Source organism: Ramlibacter sp. P4_H7 (assembly GCF_056400765.1).
In genome coordinates this window covers 79,414-94,821 of sequence record NZ_JBFUKP010000008.1, presented here as the reverse complement: position 1 = coordinate 94,821, position 15,408 = coordinate 79,414, and the positions used below count along the sequence as shown (strand labels likewise).

Annotated in this window: 13 protein-coding genes; all 13 read left to right on the top strand. The window is 68.9% G+C overall.

Annotation, left to right across the window (positions count from 1 at the left end; genetic code table 11):
- Position 1 precedes the first annotated feature (1 nt).
- A complete protein-coding gene (rsmH, locus tag AC1DSA_RS13015; protein ID WP_477889749.1) occupies positions 2–913 on the top strand; it encodes a 16S rRNA (cytosine(1402)-N(4))-methyltransferase RsmH in 912 nt (303 codons plus the stop codon).
- A complete protein-coding gene (ftsL, locus tag AC1DSA_RS13010) occupies positions 913–1,206 on the top strand; it encodes a cell division protein FtsL (protein WP_477889747.1) in 294 nt (97 codons plus the stop codon). Before rsmH ends, ftsL begins: the two co-directional genes overlap by 1 nt.
- The gene (locus AC1DSA_RS13005) at positions 1,203–2,936 is read left to right on the top strand and encodes a peptidoglycan D,D-transpeptidase FtsI family protein (protein ID WP_477889745.1); all 1,734 of its coding nucleotides are present in this window, start codon (positions 1,203–1,205) and stop codon (positions 2,934–2,936) included. Before ftsL ends, AC1DSA_RS13005 begins: the two co-directional genes overlap by 4 nt.
- The gene (locus AC1DSA_RS13000; RefSeq protein WP_477889743.1) at positions 2,936–4,411 is read left to right on the top strand and encodes a UDP-N-acetylmuramoyl-L-alanyl-D-glutamate--2,6-diaminopimelate ligase; all 1,476 of its coding nucleotides are present in this window, start codon (positions 2,936–2,938) and stop codon (positions 4,409–4,411) included. The genes AC1DSA_RS13005 and AC1DSA_RS13000 overlap by 1 nt, the downstream gene beginning before the upstream one ends.
- 5 nt (positions 4,412–4,416) lie before the next feature.
- On the top strand, positions 4,417–5,802 hold the full coding sequence (locus AC1DSA_RS12995; protein WP_477889742.1) for a UDP-N-acetylmuramoyl-tripeptide--D-alanyl-D-alanine ligase: 1,386 nt from the start codon (positions 4,417–4,419) through the stop codon (positions 5,800–5,802).
- Positions 5,792–6,970, top strand: a complete 1,179-nt coding sequence (gene mraY / locus AC1DSA_RS12990; protein ID WP_477889740.1) for a phospho-N-acetylmuramoyl-pentapeptide-transferase — start codon at positions 5,792–5,794, stop codon at positions 6,968–6,970. The genes AC1DSA_RS12995 and mraY overlap by 11 nt, the downstream gene beginning before the upstream one ends.
- Positions 6,970–8,484, top strand: coding sequence for a UDP-N-acetylmuramoyl-L-alanine--D-glutamate ligase (gene murD / locus AC1DSA_RS12985; RefSeq protein WP_477889738.1), 1,515 nt, complete (start codon positions 6,970–6,972; stop codon positions 8,482–8,484). The genes mraY and murD overlap by 1 nt, the downstream gene beginning before the upstream one ends.
- A complete protein-coding gene (ftsW, locus tag AC1DSA_RS12980; protein ID WP_477889974.1) occupies positions 8,370–9,716 on the top strand; it encodes a putative lipid II flippase FtsW in 1,347 nt (448 codons plus the stop codon). The genes murD and ftsW overlap by 115 nt, the downstream gene beginning before the upstream one ends.
- A gap of 110 nt (positions 9,717–9,826) precedes the next feature.
- The gene (murG, locus tag AC1DSA_RS12975; RefSeq protein ID WP_477889736.1) at positions 9,827–10,867 is read left to right on the top strand and encodes an undecaprenyldiphospho-muramoylpentapeptide beta-N-acetylglucosaminyltransferase; all 1,041 of its coding nucleotides are present in this window, start codon (positions 9,827–9,829) and stop codon (positions 10,865–10,867) included.
- A complete protein-coding gene (murC, locus tag AC1DSA_RS12970; protein WP_477889734.1) occupies positions 10,864–12,276 on the top strand; it encodes a UDP-N-acetylmuramate--L-alanine ligase in 1,413 nt (470 codons plus the stop codon). Before murG ends, murC begins: the two co-directional genes overlap by 4 nt.
- Positions 12,273–13,250, top strand: coding sequence for a D-alanine--D-alanine ligase (locus tag AC1DSA_RS12965; protein WP_477889732.1), 978 nt, complete (start codon positions 12,273–12,275; stop codon positions 13,248–13,250). The genes murC and AC1DSA_RS12965 overlap by 4 nt, the downstream gene beginning before the upstream one ends.
- Complete coding sequence (locus AC1DSA_RS12960) at positions 13,247–14,038, top strand: cell division protein FtsQ/DivIB (RefSeq protein ID WP_477889730.1); 792 nt, start codon at positions 13,247–13,249, stop codon at positions 14,036–14,038. Before AC1DSA_RS12965 ends, AC1DSA_RS12960 begins: the two co-directional genes overlap by 4 nt.
- Before the next feature lie 13 nt (positions 14,039–14,051).
- Positions 14,052–15,281 (top strand): cell division protein FtsA, encoded by a 1,230-nt coding sequence (gene ftsA / locus AC1DSA_RS12955; protein WP_477889728.1) that lies wholly within the window; start codon positions 14,052–14,054, stop codon positions 15,279–15,281.
- Positions 15,282–15,408 lie beyond the last annotated feature (127 nt).

Sequence of the window (15,408 nt, the reverse complement as noted above, 5' to 3'; positions counted from 1 at the left end):
GGTGGCAGGCACATGGCAACACACCACCGTCTTGTTGAACGAAGCAGTCGACGCCCTCGTTACCAAGCCGGATGGAACCTACATCGACGCGACCTTCGGCCGCGGCGGGCACTCGCGCCTGATCCTGTCGCAGCTGGACGCGCGGGGCCGCCTCGTCGCCTTCGACAAGGACCCGGAAGCCGTGGCGGTGGGCAACGCGATCGAGGATCCGCGTTTCGAAATCCGCCACCAGGGCTTCGCCGCGCTCTCCGAGCTGGAAGCGGCGAGCGTGACCGGAATCCTGATGGACCTGGGCGTCAGCTCGCCGCAGATCGACAACCCCGCACGGGGCTTCTCGTTTCGTTCCGATGGACCGCTCGACATGCGGATGGACCCCACGCGCGGCCAGAGCGCCGCGGAGTGGCTCGCCACCGCACCGGTGGAACAGATGGCGGAGGTGATCCGTGACTATGGTGAAGAACGGTTTGCTGTTCAGATTGCAAAGGCGGTTGCAGCTCGGCGACAGGAACGGGGCCCTCTTGCAAGCACCGCCGAACTGGCCCAGCTCGTGGCTGGTGCGGTCAAAACCCGCGAGCCGGGCCAGGACCCTGCTACGCGCACATTTCAGGCTCTTCGGATTTTCGTCAACGCCGAGCTTGAAGAGCTGCAACAGGCGCTGACGGCGAGCCTCAACGTGTTGCAAGCGCACGGCCGGCTGGTGGTGATCAGCTTCCATTCGCTGGAAGACCGGATCGTCAAGCAGTTCATCGCGAAGCACTCGCGCGATGAAGTGGACCGGCGCGCGCCGTTCGCCGCGCCCAAGCCGATGAAGCTGAAGGCGATCGAACGCGTCAAGCCGACGGCCGAAGAGGTCGCGGCCAATCCGCGTTCGCGCAGCGCCATCATGCGCGTGGCCGAGAGGACGCCGGTGTGATGATCCGCCTCAACCTCGTCCTGCTGGTGGCCGTGATGGCCAGCGCGCTGTTCCTGGTGCGCGTGCAGTACGACTCGCGCCGCCTCTACACCGAGATCGAGCGGGCGCAGAACGACTTCCGCAAGCTCGAGATCGAGAACGAGCGGCTGCAGGTGGAGAAGCGCGCGCAGGCCACGCCCGGTCGGGTGGATCGCATCGCGCGCGAGCAGCTTCATATGCGCCCCGCGACGCCGGCGATCACGCAATATGTGACGCTCAAGGGCATCGCCGCGCGGCCGGAGGCATCGCAATGAGCGGGCGGGTCGTCGCTTATTCCTCCAGCCCGCTGCTGGCGAGCCGCACGCCCGTGTGGCGCAGCAAGTTCATCGTGGCCGGCCTGGCCCTCGCGTTCCTGGGTCTCGCGGGCCGCGCCGCCTGGGTGCAGGTGTTCGGCAACGACTTCTACCTGCGCCAGGGCGAGGTGCGCTTCGCCCGCACGCTGGAACTGCCGGCCAACCGCGGCCGCATCTTCGACCGCAACGGCCTGCTGCTGGCCACCAGCGTCCCCGTGCCCAGCATCTGGGCCATCCCCGAGGACGTGGAACGCGACAAGGTCAAGCTCGCCCAGCTGGCCAAGCTGCTGCAGATGCCACTGGCCGAGCTGATGGCCAAGCTGGAGGAGGACAAGAGTTTCGTCTGGCTCAAGCGCCAGGTGGACGATGGGGTCGCGCGCCAGATCACGACGCTGGACATCAAGGGTGTGTACCAGCGCAAGGAATACCGCCGCCAGTACCCGGAAGGCGAGGCCGCGGCGCACATCGTGGGCTTCACCAACGTCGAGGACCACGGCCAGGAGGGCGTCGAGCTCGCGTTCAACAAGGACCTGGCGGGCCGCGCCGGCTCGCGCCGCGTCATCAAGGACCGCCTGGGCCGCATCGTCGAGGACGTGGGCGAGCAGGTGCCGCCGGTGGCCGGCAAGGACCTGCAGCTGTCCATCGACAGCAAGGTGCAGTTCTTCGCCTACCAGAAGCTCAAGGACGCCGTGCTGGAGAACAAGGCCAAGGCGGGCAGCGTCGTGGTGCTGGACGTGCAGACCGGCGAGGTGCTGGCGCTGGCCAACTACCCGAGCTACGCGCCCGGCAACCGGCAGAACCTCACCGGAGCGCAGCTGCGCAACCGCGCGCTCACCGACAGTTTCGAGCCGGGCTCCACCATGAAGCCCTTCGTGGTGTCGGTGGCGCTGGAGAAGGGGCTCGTGAAGCCCACGTCGCCGATCCAGACCGCGCCCGGGCGCATCACGATCGGCGGTTCCACCATCAGCGACGCCCACCCGCACGGCCTGCTGACCGTCAACGAGGTGATCCAGAAGTCCAGCAACGTGGGCACCGTCAAGATGGCCATGCAGCTGCAGCCGCGCGAGATGTGGGACATGTTCAGCGCCGTCGGCCTGGGCCAGCGCCCGCAGCTTCCCTTCCCCGGCGCGGTGAGCGGCAAGCTGCGCGCCTACAAGACCTGGCGCCCGATCGAGCAGGCGACGATGAGCTATGGCTACGGCCTGTCGGTCAGCCTGTTCCAGCTGGCGCGCGCCTACACCGTGTTCGCGCGCGACGGCGAGCTGGCGCCGGTCACGCTGCTGAAGGCGCAGGGCCCCGCCGCCGGCGTGCGCGTGCTGCAGCCGGAGACGGCGCAGGCGGTGCGCCACATGCTGCACCTGGTGACCCAGAACGGCGGCACCGCGCCCAAGGCGCAGACCATGGGCTACTCGGTGGGCGGCAAGACCGGCACGGCGCACAAGCAGGAAGGCAAGGGTTACGCGGATCGCAAGTACCGCGGCTTCTTCGTGGGCGTGGCTCCCGTGGAAACGCCGCGCATCGTGGTGGCCGTGATGATCGACGAACCGAGCGGCGGGCGTTACTTCGGCGGCGACGTCGCCGCTCCGGTGTTCAGCGCCACCGTGCAGCAGACGCTGCGCATGCTGGGCGTGCAGCCCGACATGAACGTGAAGCCGCAGATCGTGGTGCAGGCCGTGGAGGAGTCCTTCTGATGCGCGTCCTGCGCACGCCCAGGGAAGCGGCCGAGTGGCTGCGCTCGCGCGTGAGCGGCGAGGTGCATTGCGACAGCCGCAAGGTGGGCGCGGGCGACGGCTTCATCGCCTGGCCGGGCGCCGCCACCGACGGGCGCAAGTTCGTGCCCACCGCCCTGCAGCAGGGTGCCAAGGCCTGCCTGGTGGAATTCGCGGGCAGCGAGGCGTACGGCTTCGCCAGCGATGCGGTTGCCGCGTACGAAGGCCTCAAGGCGGCGACCGGCCCCATCGGGTCGATCTACTACGGCGAGCCCAGCAAGGAGATCGACGTGCTGGCCGTCACCGGGACCAACGGCAAGACATCCACCGCCTGGTGGCTGGCGCAGGCCCTGACCCACCTGGACCCGCAACCGGTCCCGTGCGGCATGGTCGGCACGCTGGGCATCGGCCGGCCGCCGCACGTGGAGCACACCGGCCTGACGACGCCCGACCCCGTGCTGATGCAGCGCCACCTGCGCCAGTTCGTGCAACAGGGCGACCGTGCCTGCGCGATCGAGGCGTCTTCCATCGGCATCGTCGAGCGGCGCCTGGACGGCACGCTCATCCGCGTCGCCGCCTTCACCAACTTCACGCAGGACCACCTGGACTACCACGGCAGCATGGAGGCCTACTGGGCCGCCAAGGCCGAACTGTTCCGCTGGCCCGGCCTGCAGGCGGCCGTGGTGAACGTGGACGATCCCAAGGGCGCCGACCTGGAAGCGATGCTGCAGCGGGCCGTGCTGGACCTGTGGACCTGCTCCTGCCGGCGTGACGCGCGCCTGCGGGCGCACGACATCGGCTACACCGACGCTGGCCTGCGCTTCGTGATCGCCGAGGGCAGCGAGCGCCATGAACTGCGCACCAGCCTGATCGGCCAGTACAACGTGGCCAACCTGCTGGGCGTGATCGGCATGATGCGTGCGCTGCACGTGCCGCTGGCCGCCGCGGTGGCCGCCTGCGCCGACCTGCTGCCGGTGCCGGGGCGCATGGAGCGCCTGAACGAGGCGGGCAAGCCGCTGGTGGCCGTCGACTACGCGCACACGCCGGACGCCCTGGAAAAGGGCCTGCAGGCGCTGCGTCCGCTGGCGCAGCAGCGCGGCGGCCGCATCTGGTGCGTGTTCGGCTGCGGCGGCGATCGCGACGCGACCAAGCGTCCGCTGATGGCGGCGGTCGCCGAGCGCAACGCCGACCGCGTGGTGGTCACCAGCGACAACCCGCGCAGCGAACAGCCGCAGGCCATCATCGACCAGATCCTGCTGGGCCTGTCCCATGCGGACGCGGCCGAGGTGCAAGCCGACCGGGCCCGCGCGATCGCGGACACGGTCGCCGCAGCGGCGCCGCAGGACGTGATCCTGATTGCCGGCAAGGGCCACGAGGATGACCAGGAGATTCAGGGCGTCAAGCACCCGTTCTCCGACCAGGCACATGCGCGCAAGGCGCTGGGGGCCCGCAAGTGATGCACATGTTCAACCTGCAGCAGGCCGCCGGCTGGACCGGCGGCAGGCTCGTGGGCGACGGCAATGTGCAGGTCCGGCGCGTGCACTCCGACTCCCGCACGCTGGAAGCCGGGGATCTGTTCGTCGCACTGAAGGGCGAACGCTTCGACGCCAACGACTTCCTTGCCGATGCGTTCGCCAAGGGCGCCGTGGCTGCCATCGCGCAACCGGGCCGGCTGCCCGCCGGCATGCCCGGGATCGAGGTGGACGACAGCCGGCTCGCGCTCGGCACGCTGGCCCAGGCCTGGCGCCGCCGCTACCAGCTGCCGCTGATCGCGGTGACCGGCAGCAACGGCAAGACCACGGTGACGCAGATGATCGCGTCCATCCTGAGGGCATGGCACCCCAGCCACCACCTGGCGACGCAGGGCAACCTGAACAACGACATCGGTCTGCCGCTCACGCTGCTGCGCCTGACCGGCGCGCACCGCGTCGGCGTGATCGAGCTGGGCATGAACCATCCCGGCGAGATCGGCTATCTGGGCCACATCGCGGAGCCGACCGTTGCGCTGGTCAACAACGCGCAGCGGGAGCACCAGGAATTCATGGCCACGGTGGAAGCCGTGGCGCGCGAAAACGGCAGCGTGTTCGACGCGCTGCCCCGACAGGGCGTGGCGGTGTTCCCCGCCGGCGATCCCTACACGATGCTCTGGACAGGGCTGGCCGGCGCGCGGCCCTGCATGACTTTCGGCGACGCGCGCGACAGCGGCGCCGATCTCGTTCTGGCCGGGTCTGAATGGCAAGAGGGACATTGGCAGGTGCGGGCGGAAACGCCTGCCGGGGCCATCACGTTCCGACTCCATATCGCCGGCCGCCACAACGTGCGCAACGCGCTGGCGGCTGCCGCCTGCGCATTGGCCGCGGGCGCCCCGCTGCAGGCCGTCATGCGCGGACTCGAATCGTTCGAGCCGGTGAAAGGCCGCTCGCGCGCGCTCGGCGTGGCGCTGGGTGCCCGCACGCTCACCCTGGTCGACGACACCTACAACGCCAATCCGGACTCCGTGCGCGCGGCGATCGACGTGCTCGCCGAACTGCCGGGGCCGCGGCTGCTGGTGCTGGGAGACATGGGCGAAGTGGGGGACCAGGGTCCGGCCTACCACGCCGAAGTCGGCCACTACGCGCGCGAGCGCGGCATCGAGCAGCTGTTCACGCTCGGCGAGCAGGCCGGAGCCATGAAGGGCCGGCATTTCGCCGACGTCGACGCGCTGAACGCCGCCGTGGTCGAGGCACTGGGGCAGGCCGAAAGCGTGCTGGTCAAGGGATCGCGCTTCATGAAGATGGAACGGGTGGTGGACGCCATCACGGGCCACGCAAGACAAGAACAGTCGAAGAGGGGGTCCGATGCTCGTTAGCCTTGCCGCCTGGATGCAGAGCCATGGCCACGAGTTCGGCTTCATGCGCGTCTTCCAGTACATCACCTTCCGTGCGGTGATGGCGGCGATGACCGCGCTGCTGATCGGCATCCTGGCGGGCCCCTGGGTGATCCGCCGCCTGGCGGCGCTGAAGATCGGGCAGCCCGTGCGCGAGTACGCGATGCAGTCTCACCTGATCAAGAGCGGCACGCCGACCATGGGGGGCGTGCTGATCCTGATCTCCATCACGGTGTCCACGCTGCTCTGGTTCGACTGGACCAACCGCTTCGTCTGGATCGTGATGCTGGTGACGCTGGGCTTCGGCGCGATCGGCTGGGTGGACGACTGGCGCAAGGTGGTCAACAAGGACCCGGAAGGCATGCCTTCGCGCGAGAAGTACTTCTGGCAGTCGCTGATCGGGCTGGTCGCGGCGCTGTACCTGGCCTTCAGCGTCTCGGAGACCACCAACGTGCGCGTGCTGGGCCTGTTCATCGACTGGGTGCGCTCGGGGTTCGACATGAACCTGCCGCCCAAGGCCAACCTGCTGGTGCCCTTCGTCAAGGAGATCAGCTACCCGCTGGGCGTGTTCGGCTTCGTGCTCATGACCTACCTCGTGATCGTCGGTTCGAGCAACGCCGTGAACCTCACCGACGGCCTCGACGGCCTGGCCATCATGCCGGTGGTGATGGTCGGGTCGGCGCTGGGCGTGTTCGCGTACGTGACCGGCAACACGGTGTATGCCCGCTACCTGTTCCTGCCCCACATCCCCGGATCGGGCGAGCTGCTGATCTTCTGCGCGGCGGTCGCCGGGGCGGGCCTGGCCTTCCTGTGGTTCAACGCCCATCCCGCGCAAGTGTTCATGGGCGACGTCGGCGCACTGGCGCTGGGCGGCGCGCTGGGCACCATCGCCGTGATCGTGCGGCAGGAGATCGTGCTGGCCATCATGGGCGGCATCTTCGTGGTCGAGGCGCTGTCGGTGATGGCGCAGGTCGTCTACTTCAAGTACACCAAGAAGCGCTACGGCGAGGGCCGCCGCATCCTGCTGATGGCGCCGCTGCACCATCACTTCGAAAAGACCGGCTGGAAGGAGACGCAGGTCGTGGTCCGCTTCTGGATCATCACGATGCTGCTGTGCCTGATCGGCCTGTCCACCCTGAAGCTGCGGTGATGGAACAGCTGCGCGACCTCCCCGTCCTCGTCCTCGGCTGCGGCGCCTCCGGGCTCGCGATGGCGCGCTGGTGCGCGCTGCACGGGGCGCAGGTGACGGTGGCCGACACGCGCGAGGCGCCACCGCAACTGCCGCAGCTGCAGGAGCAGGTGCCGCAGGCGCGCTTCGTCGCCGGTGCGTTCGACGCGGCGCTGGCCGAGGGCCAGCGGCTGGTGCTGCGCAGCCCGGGACTGTCGCCCGCGCAGGTGGCGCCGGTGGCACAGGCTGCGCGCGCCGTTGGCGTCCCCGTGCGGGGCGAGCTGGAACTGTTTGCCGACGCACTCGCCGCCATGCGCCGGTCGGACGGCTACCACCCCGCCGTGCTGGCCGTGACCGGCACCAACGGCAAGACCACCGTGACCGCGCTGACCGGCCAGCTGGTGGAGCGCAGCGGCAAGACCGTGGCGGTCGCGGGCAACATCGGCCCCACGCTGCTGGACACGCTGTCGCAAAAGCGCGAGTCGGGTGCGCTGCCGCAGGTGTGGGTGCTGGAGCTGTCCAGCTTCCAGCTCGATGGGGTGAGCGGTTTCGAACCCACCGCGGCGACCGTGCTCAACCTGACGCAGGACCACCTGGACTGGCACGGCACCATGGAAGCCTACGCCGAAGCCAAGTCCCGCGTGTTCGGCAAGGCCGCCATGATGATCCTCAACCGCGAGGATCCGCTGGTGATGAAGATGCTGCCCGCGCCGGTGCGGTTGAAGGGCGGCAAGTACGAACAGCGCCCCTATCTCACCTTCGGCGGCGACCTTCCCAAGCGCCCCGGCGACTTCGGCCTGGAAGTCGTGGCCGACATGGCGTGGCTGGTGCGCGCGCACGAAGCCGACGAAACGGAAAAGCGGCGCAAGGACGAGGAACCGGAGGTGCACCTGCAGCGCTTCATGCCTGCCGATGCGCTGCGGGTGCGCGGCCGCCACAACGCGATCAACGCCCTGGCCGCGCTGGCGCTGGCCACGGCCGCCGGTTGCCAGCTGGGCCCGATGCTGTATGGCCTGCGTGAGTACCGCGGCGAACCGCACCGCGTGGAGCCGGTCGGCATCGTCAACGAGGTCGAGTACTTCGACGACAGCAAGGGCACCAACGTCGGTGCCACGGTCGCCGCGCTGCAGGGCCTCGGCGCCGAGCGCAAGCTGGTGGTCATCCTGGGCGGGGACGGCAAGGGCCAGGACTTCTCGCCGCTGGCCGCACCGGTGGCACGCTTCGCGCGGGCGGTGGTGCTGATCGGCCGGGACGGCCCGCAGATCCGCGCAGTGCTGGAGTCCACCGGCGTTGCGCTGCTGGATGCCGGTTCGATGGAAGAGGCCGTGACGCTGGCGACGCAGCGCGCCCACGCCGGCGATGCGGTGCTGATGTCGCCGGCCTGCGCCAGCTTCGACATGTTCCGCAACTATCCGCACCGCGCCGAAGTGTTCCGCGCGGCGGTGCAGGCGGTGGCCGACGAGGCCGGCGCGCTCCTGCAGGGAGGCGAGGCTTGAACCTGACCGCCGTCCTCTCCGGCCTGCGCACCCCGTTCAGCCGCGACCATGCCTCCGCCTCGTCGTGGATGCCCGACCGCGCGCGCCAGGACTTCGCCATCCGGACCTTCGACCCCGCCTTGCTGTGGGTGACGGTGGCGCTGCTCGCCTGGGGCCTGGTGATGGTGTATTCCGCGTCCATCGCGATGCCGGACAACCCCAAGTTCGGCCGCTACGCGCACACCTACTTCCTGAACCGCCACGCGCTGTTCCTGGTGCTGTCCTTCGTGGCCGGCCTGCTGGCCTTCCAGGTGCGGGTGGAAACCTGGGAGCGGCTGGCTCCCTGGCTGTTCGTCTTCTCGCTGCTCACGCTGATGGTCGTGCTGATCCCGCACGTGGGCAAGGGCGTCAACGGGGCACGCCGCTGGCTCGCTCTGGGGCCGATCTCCTTCCAGCCGTCCGAGCTCGCCAAGTTCGCGGTGCTGCTCTATGCCGCCAACTACATGGTGCGCAAGATGGAGGTCAAGGAGCGCTTCTTCCGCGCGGTGTTGCCGATGGCGCTGGCCGTCGCGATCGTCGGCATGCTGCTGCTGGCCGAACCCGACATGGGCGCCTTCATGGTGATCGCGGTGATCGCCATGGGCATCCTGTTCCTGGGCGGCGTCAACGCGCGCATGTTCTTCCTGATCGCGGCGGTGATGATCATCGCGTTCATGCTGATGATCGCGATGTCCGAGTGGCGGCGCGAGCGGATCTTCGCGTACATCGACCCCTGGAGCGAGAAGAACGCGCTGGGCAAGGGCTACCAGCTGTCGCACTCGCTGATCGCCATCGGCCGCGGCGAGATCTTCGGCGTTGGCCTGGGCGGCAGCGTGGAGAAGCTGCACTGGCTGCCGGAAGCCCATACCGATTTCCTGCTGGCCGTCATCGGCGAGGAGTTCGGCCTGGTGGGCGTGCTGCTGCTGATCGGCCTGTTCCTGTGGATCACGCGGCGGATCATGCACATCGGCCGGCAGGCGATTGCGCTGGACCGCGTGTTCGCGGGCCTGGTCGCGCAGGGCGTCGGCATCTGGATGGGATTCCAGGCCTTCATCAACATGGGCGTGAACCTGGGCGCGCTGCCGACCAAGGGGCTCACGCTGCCGCTCATGAGCTACGGCGGCTCGGCGGTGCTGATGAACGTGGTGTCGATCGCGGTCGTTCTGCGCATCGACTACGAGAACCGGCTGCTGATGCGGGGAGGCCGGCCATGATCCTCGCGATGAGCACCATGCATTCCTCCCTCCCCCTCGAGGGGGAGGGTCGGGGTGAGGGGGAGCCACATCCGGCCCAGCGGCCAGCGCCAACAGCGACAGCGTTGGTGATGGCCGGCGGCACCGGCGGCCACATCTTCCCCGGCCTGGCGGTTGCCGAAGCCCTGCGCGCGCGCGGCTGGCGCGTGCACTGGCTGGGCGCCCCCGACAGCATGGAGGCACAGCTGGTGCCGTCGCGCGGCTTTCCGCTGGAAACCATCGCTTTCGGCGGCGTGCGCGGCAAAGGGTGGACGACGCTGCTGCTGCTGCCGCTCAAGCTGCTGCGCGCTTTCTGGCAAAGCATCTGCGTGGTACGCCGGGTGCAGCCGGACGTGGTGGTCGGCCTGGGCGGCTACATCACCTTTCCGGGCGGCATGATGAGCGTGCTGCTCGGCCGGCCGCTGGTGCTGCACGAGCAGAACTCGGTCGCCGGCATGGCCAACAAGGTGCTCGCCGGCGTGGCCGATCGCGTCTACAGCGCCTTCCCGCAGGTGATCAGCAAGGGCGAGTGGGTGGGCAACCCGCTGCGCGAAGCCTTCCTGCGGCAACCGGCGCCGGAGCAGCGCTTTGCTGGCCGCAGCGGCCCGCTCAAGCTGCTGGTGGTGGGCGGCAGCCTCGGCGCGAGGGCGCTGAACGAGATCGTTCCCAAGGCGCTGGCGCTCATTCCCGAGGCGGTGCGCCCGCGCGTGCTGCACCAGAGCGGCGCCAAGCAGATCGACGAACTGCGTGCCAACTATGCCGCCGCCGGCGTGCAGGCCGAGCTCACCCCCTTCATCGACGACACCGCCACGGCCTATGCGGATGCCGACCTCGTGGTCTGCCGCGCCGGCGCGAGCACGGTGACCGAACTGGCCGCCGTGGGCGCGCCCGCGCTGTTCGTCCCTTTCCCCTCCGCGGTGGACGACCACCAGACCACCAACGCCAAGTTCCTGGTCGACGCGGGCGCCGGCTGGCTGGTCCAGCAACGCGACCTCTCCCCCCAATTCCTGGCCAACCTGCTGCAGAAGCTCGGTCGGCCTGAACTGCTGCAGCGCGCCGTGGCCGCCAAGCGGCTGGAAAAGACCCAGGCGACCGAACAGATGGTCGCCGCCTGCGAGGCACTCGCACGATGAAACACGCCATCAAGCACATCCACTTCGTGGGCATCGGGGGCGCCGGCATGTCCGGCATCGCCGAAGTCCTGCGCAACCTCGGCTACCTGATTTCCGGTTCCGACATCGCCGACAGCGCCACCCTGCGTCGTCTTTCCGACCTGGGCATCCAGACTTTCGTCGGCCACGCGGCCGCGAACGTGATCGGCGCCGACGCGGTCGTCACGTCGACGGCCGTGCAGCAGGACAACCCCGAGGTCGTGGCCGCGCGCAAGCGCAAGATCCCGATCGTGCCGCGCGCGGTGATGCTGGCGGAGCTGATGCGCCTGAAGCAGGGCATCGCGATCGCGGGCACGCACGGCAAGACCACGACCACCAGCCTGGTGGCCAGCGTGCTGGCCGAGGGCGGACTCGACCCCACCTTCGTGATCGGCGGCAAGCTGAACAGCGCCGGCGCCAACGCCAAGCTCGGTTCGGGCGACTACATCGTGGTGGAGGCCGACGAATCCGACGCGTCCTTCCTGAACCTGTTGCCGGTGATGGCGGTGGTGACGAACATCGACGCCGACCACATGGACACCTATGGCCATGACTTCAACAACCTGAAGAAGGCCTTCCTGGAGTTCCTGCACCGCATGCCCTTCTACGGCACGGCGATCCTGTGCGTCGAGGACGAGGCGGTGCGCTCGATAATCCCGCAGGTGCAGTGCCCGGTGACCACGTACGGCTTCAACGAGGAAGCGCAGGTGCGCGCGGTGAACGTCAAGGCGGTGGGGCCGCAAATGCACTTCACGGTGCAGCGCCGCAACGGCGTCACGCTGCCCGACCTGCACGTCAAGCTGAACCTGGCGGGCATGCACAACGTGCTGAACGCGCTGTCGGCCATCGCGATCGCGGTCGAACTCAACATTCCGGACGGCGCCGTGACGAAAGCCCTGGCGGAATTCCGCGGCGTCGGCCGCCGCTTCCAGAGCTACGGCGAGCTGCCCGTGCCCGCGGCCCAGGGCGGCGGCACCTTCACCGTGATCGAGGACTACGGCCACCACCCCGTGGAAATGAAGGCGACGCTCGCCGCGGCCCGCGGCGCCTTCCCGGGCCAGCGCATCGTCCTGGCCTTCCAGCCGCACCGCTACACCCGCACGCGCGACTGCTTCGAGGACTTCGTGCAGGTGCTGGGCACGGCCGACATGGTGCTGCTGTCCGAGGTGTATTCAGCGGGCGAGGAGCCGATCGTGGCGGCCGACGGCCGCTCCCTAGCGCGCGCGGTGCGCGTGTCCGGCAAGGTGGAACCGCAGTTCGTGGGCGAGATCGGCGACCTGCCGCAAGCCATCCTGGACACCGTGCGCGACGGCGACGTGGTGATGTGCATGGGCGCCGGCTCGATCGGCGGCGTGCCCGCGAAGGTGTTGGAACTGGGAGGCCAGGCATGAGCCAGGCCGCGAATCCCAGGGAATTCGGCAAGGTCGCCGTCCTCATGGGCGGCAAGTCGGCCGAGCGCGAGGTGTCGCTGATGTCCGGTGCCGGCGTGCTGAAGGCGCTGCAGTCCAAGGGCGTCGATGCGCATGCCTTCGACCCGGCCGAACGCGACCTGGTGGAACTCAAGCGCAAGGGCTTCAAGCGCTGCTTCATCGCGCTGCACGGCCGCTTCGGCGAGGACGGCACGGTGCAGGGCGCGCTGGAGCTGCTCGGCATCCCGTACACGGGCTCCGGCGTGATGGCGTCGGCGATCTCCATCGACAAGGTGATGACCAAGCGCGTCTGGATCGCGGAGGGCGTCCCCACGCCGAAGTACACGCTGCTGCACCGGGGCGCCTACGGCCGCGACGACGTGATCAGGATTCCGGACGACCTCGGGCTGCCCCTGATCGTCAAGCCGGCGCGCGAAGGCTCGTCGATCGGCGTCGCCAAGGTGCAGGGCTACTCCGAGATGCAGGCCGCGGTGGATGCCGCGGCCGCCCTGGATGCCGACGTTCTGTGCGAGCAGTTCGTTGCCGGCGACGAGGTGACCTGCCCGGTGCTGGGCACCGGCGAGTCCGCCCGGGCCCTGCCGGTGATTCGCATCGTCGCGCCGGAAGGCAACTACGACTACCAGAACAAGTACTTCACCGACGACACCAAGTACCTGGTGCCCTGTGGCCTGCCCGAAGGCGAGGAAGCGGCGATCCAGGAGATCGTGCTGAAGGCCTACCGCGTGCTGGGCTGCCGCGGCTGGGGCCGCGTCGACGTGATGATCGATGCCGCCAGCCGCAAGCCTTCGCTGCTGGAGATCAACACGTCGCCCGGCATGACGGGGCACTCGCTGGTGCCGATGTCGGCGCGCGCCGCCGGCATCAGCTACGAGGATCTGTGCCTGCAGCTGCTGGCCGATGCCACGCTGGACCAGGAAGGAGCCGCCGCGGCATGAGGAAGAAGCAGCTGCCACCCGTGCCGATGGACGTGAGGCTGATGAACATCACCGCCACGGTGCTGTTCATCGCCTGCGGCCTGATGCTGGTGGCGGCGCTGGGCTGGTGGGCGCTGCGCCATCCGGTGTTCGCCATCCGGGGCATCGTGGTGCAGGGCGACGTCAGCCACAACAGCGCGGCGACGCTGCGTGCCAACGTGGCGCCCAAGCTCGCCGGCAACTTCTTCACCGTCGACCTGCAAAAGGCGCGCGAGGCCTTCGAGTCCGTGCCCTGGGTGCGGCTGGCAGTGGTCAAGCGGCAGTTTCCCAACAAGCTGCGGGTGGAACTGCACGAGCAGGAGCCGCAGGCCTATTGGGGCACGGAAAGCGAATCGCGCCTGGTCAGTGCGCAGGGCAACGTCTTCGACGCCAACCCCGGCGACGTGGAGCAGGACGACATGCCGCGCTTGGTGGGCCCCGAGGGGACGGCGCCGCAGGTGCTGGCGATGTACCACGGGCTGAAGCCGATGCTGGACAAGCTGGACCTGGGCATCGAACAGCTGTCGCTGTCGGGCCGCGGCGGCTGGACGCTGCACCTGGACAGCGGCGCGACGGTGGAACTGGGGCGGGGGACCATGGAGGACGTGCTGGCGCGCTGCCAGCGCTTCGTGCAGACGCTGACCCAGGTCACGGCCAAGTACGGCCGGCGCCCGGAGGCGCTGGTGGCCGCGGACCTTCGGCACACGGACGGGTATGCGGTGAAGTTGAGGGGCGTGGCCACCACCGAGGTGGCCGCTCGGAGGAACTGAGGAAACAAAGCGGATGGCCAAGGACTACAAGGATCTCGTCGTCGGACTCGACATCGGCACGGCCAAGGTGATGGTCGTCGTGGCCGAGGTGATGCCGGGCGGCGAACTCAAGCTCGCCGGGCTCGGCGTGGCGCCGTCCAGCGGCTTGAAGCGCGGGGTGGTCGTCAACATCGACGCCACGGTGCAGAGCATCCAGCAGGCGCTCAAGGAAGCGGAGCTGATGGCGGACTGCAAGATCACCCGCGTCTACACCGGCATCACGGGCAGCCACATCCGCGGGATCAATTCCAGCGGCATGGTGGCCGTGAAGGACCGCGAGGTGACGCCGGCCGACGTCGCGCGCGTGGTGGAAACCGCGCGGGCGATCAACATCTCCACCGACCAGCGCCTGCTGCTGGTGGAGCCGCAGGAATTCGTGATCGACGGCCAGGACGTGCGGGAGCCGATCGGCATGAGCGGCATCCGCCTGGAAGCCAAGGTGCACATCGTGACCGGCGCCCAGAGCGCGGCGGAAAACATCATCAAGTGCGTGCGCCGCTGCGGGCTGGAGGTGGAGCAGCTGCTGCTGAACCCGCTGGCCTCCAGCAGCGCGGTGCTTTCCGCCGACGAGAAGGAACTGGGCGTGGCGCTGGTGGACATCGGCGCCGGCACCACCGACGTGGCGATCTTCACCGGCGGCGCGATCCGCCACACCGCGGTGATCCCCATCGCCGGCGACCTGATCACCAGCGACATCGCCATGGCGCTGCGCACGCCGACCAAGGACGCCGAGGACATCAAGGTGGAGTCCGGCTTCGCCAAGCAGCTGCTGGCCGACGCGGAGACGCAGGTGGAAGTGCCGGGCCTGGGCGACCGCGGGCCGCGCATGCTGTCGCGCCAGGCGCTGGCCGGCGTGATCGAGCCGCGGGTGGAAGAGATCTTCTCGCTCGTGCAGCAAGTGGTGCGGGAATCCGGCTACGAGGAAGTGCTGTCCTCCGGCATCGTCATCACCGGCGGCAGCGCGGTCATGCCCGGAATGGTGGAACTGGGCGAGGACATCTTCCTCAAGCCCGTGCGCCGCGGCGTGCCGCAGTACACCGGCGCGCTAGCCGACATGGTTGCCCAGCCGCGCGCCGCGACGGTCATGGGCCTGCTGGAAGAGGCGCGCATCGCGCGCGTACGCGGGCAGAAGGTGGCGCAGAAGAGCGGCTCGGTGAAGACCGCTTTCGGCCGGATCAAGGATTTCATCGTGGGGAACTTCTGATCATGAGTCCCTACCGGTTGTGGCTGGCGCGCGGGAGTCCACCCCGCAGAAAGGAGCGAAGTCGGTGCACCGATCCACCGTTCCAGCGTTAACGACGCAATACCAACAAGCAAGTCAGTGGCAACTG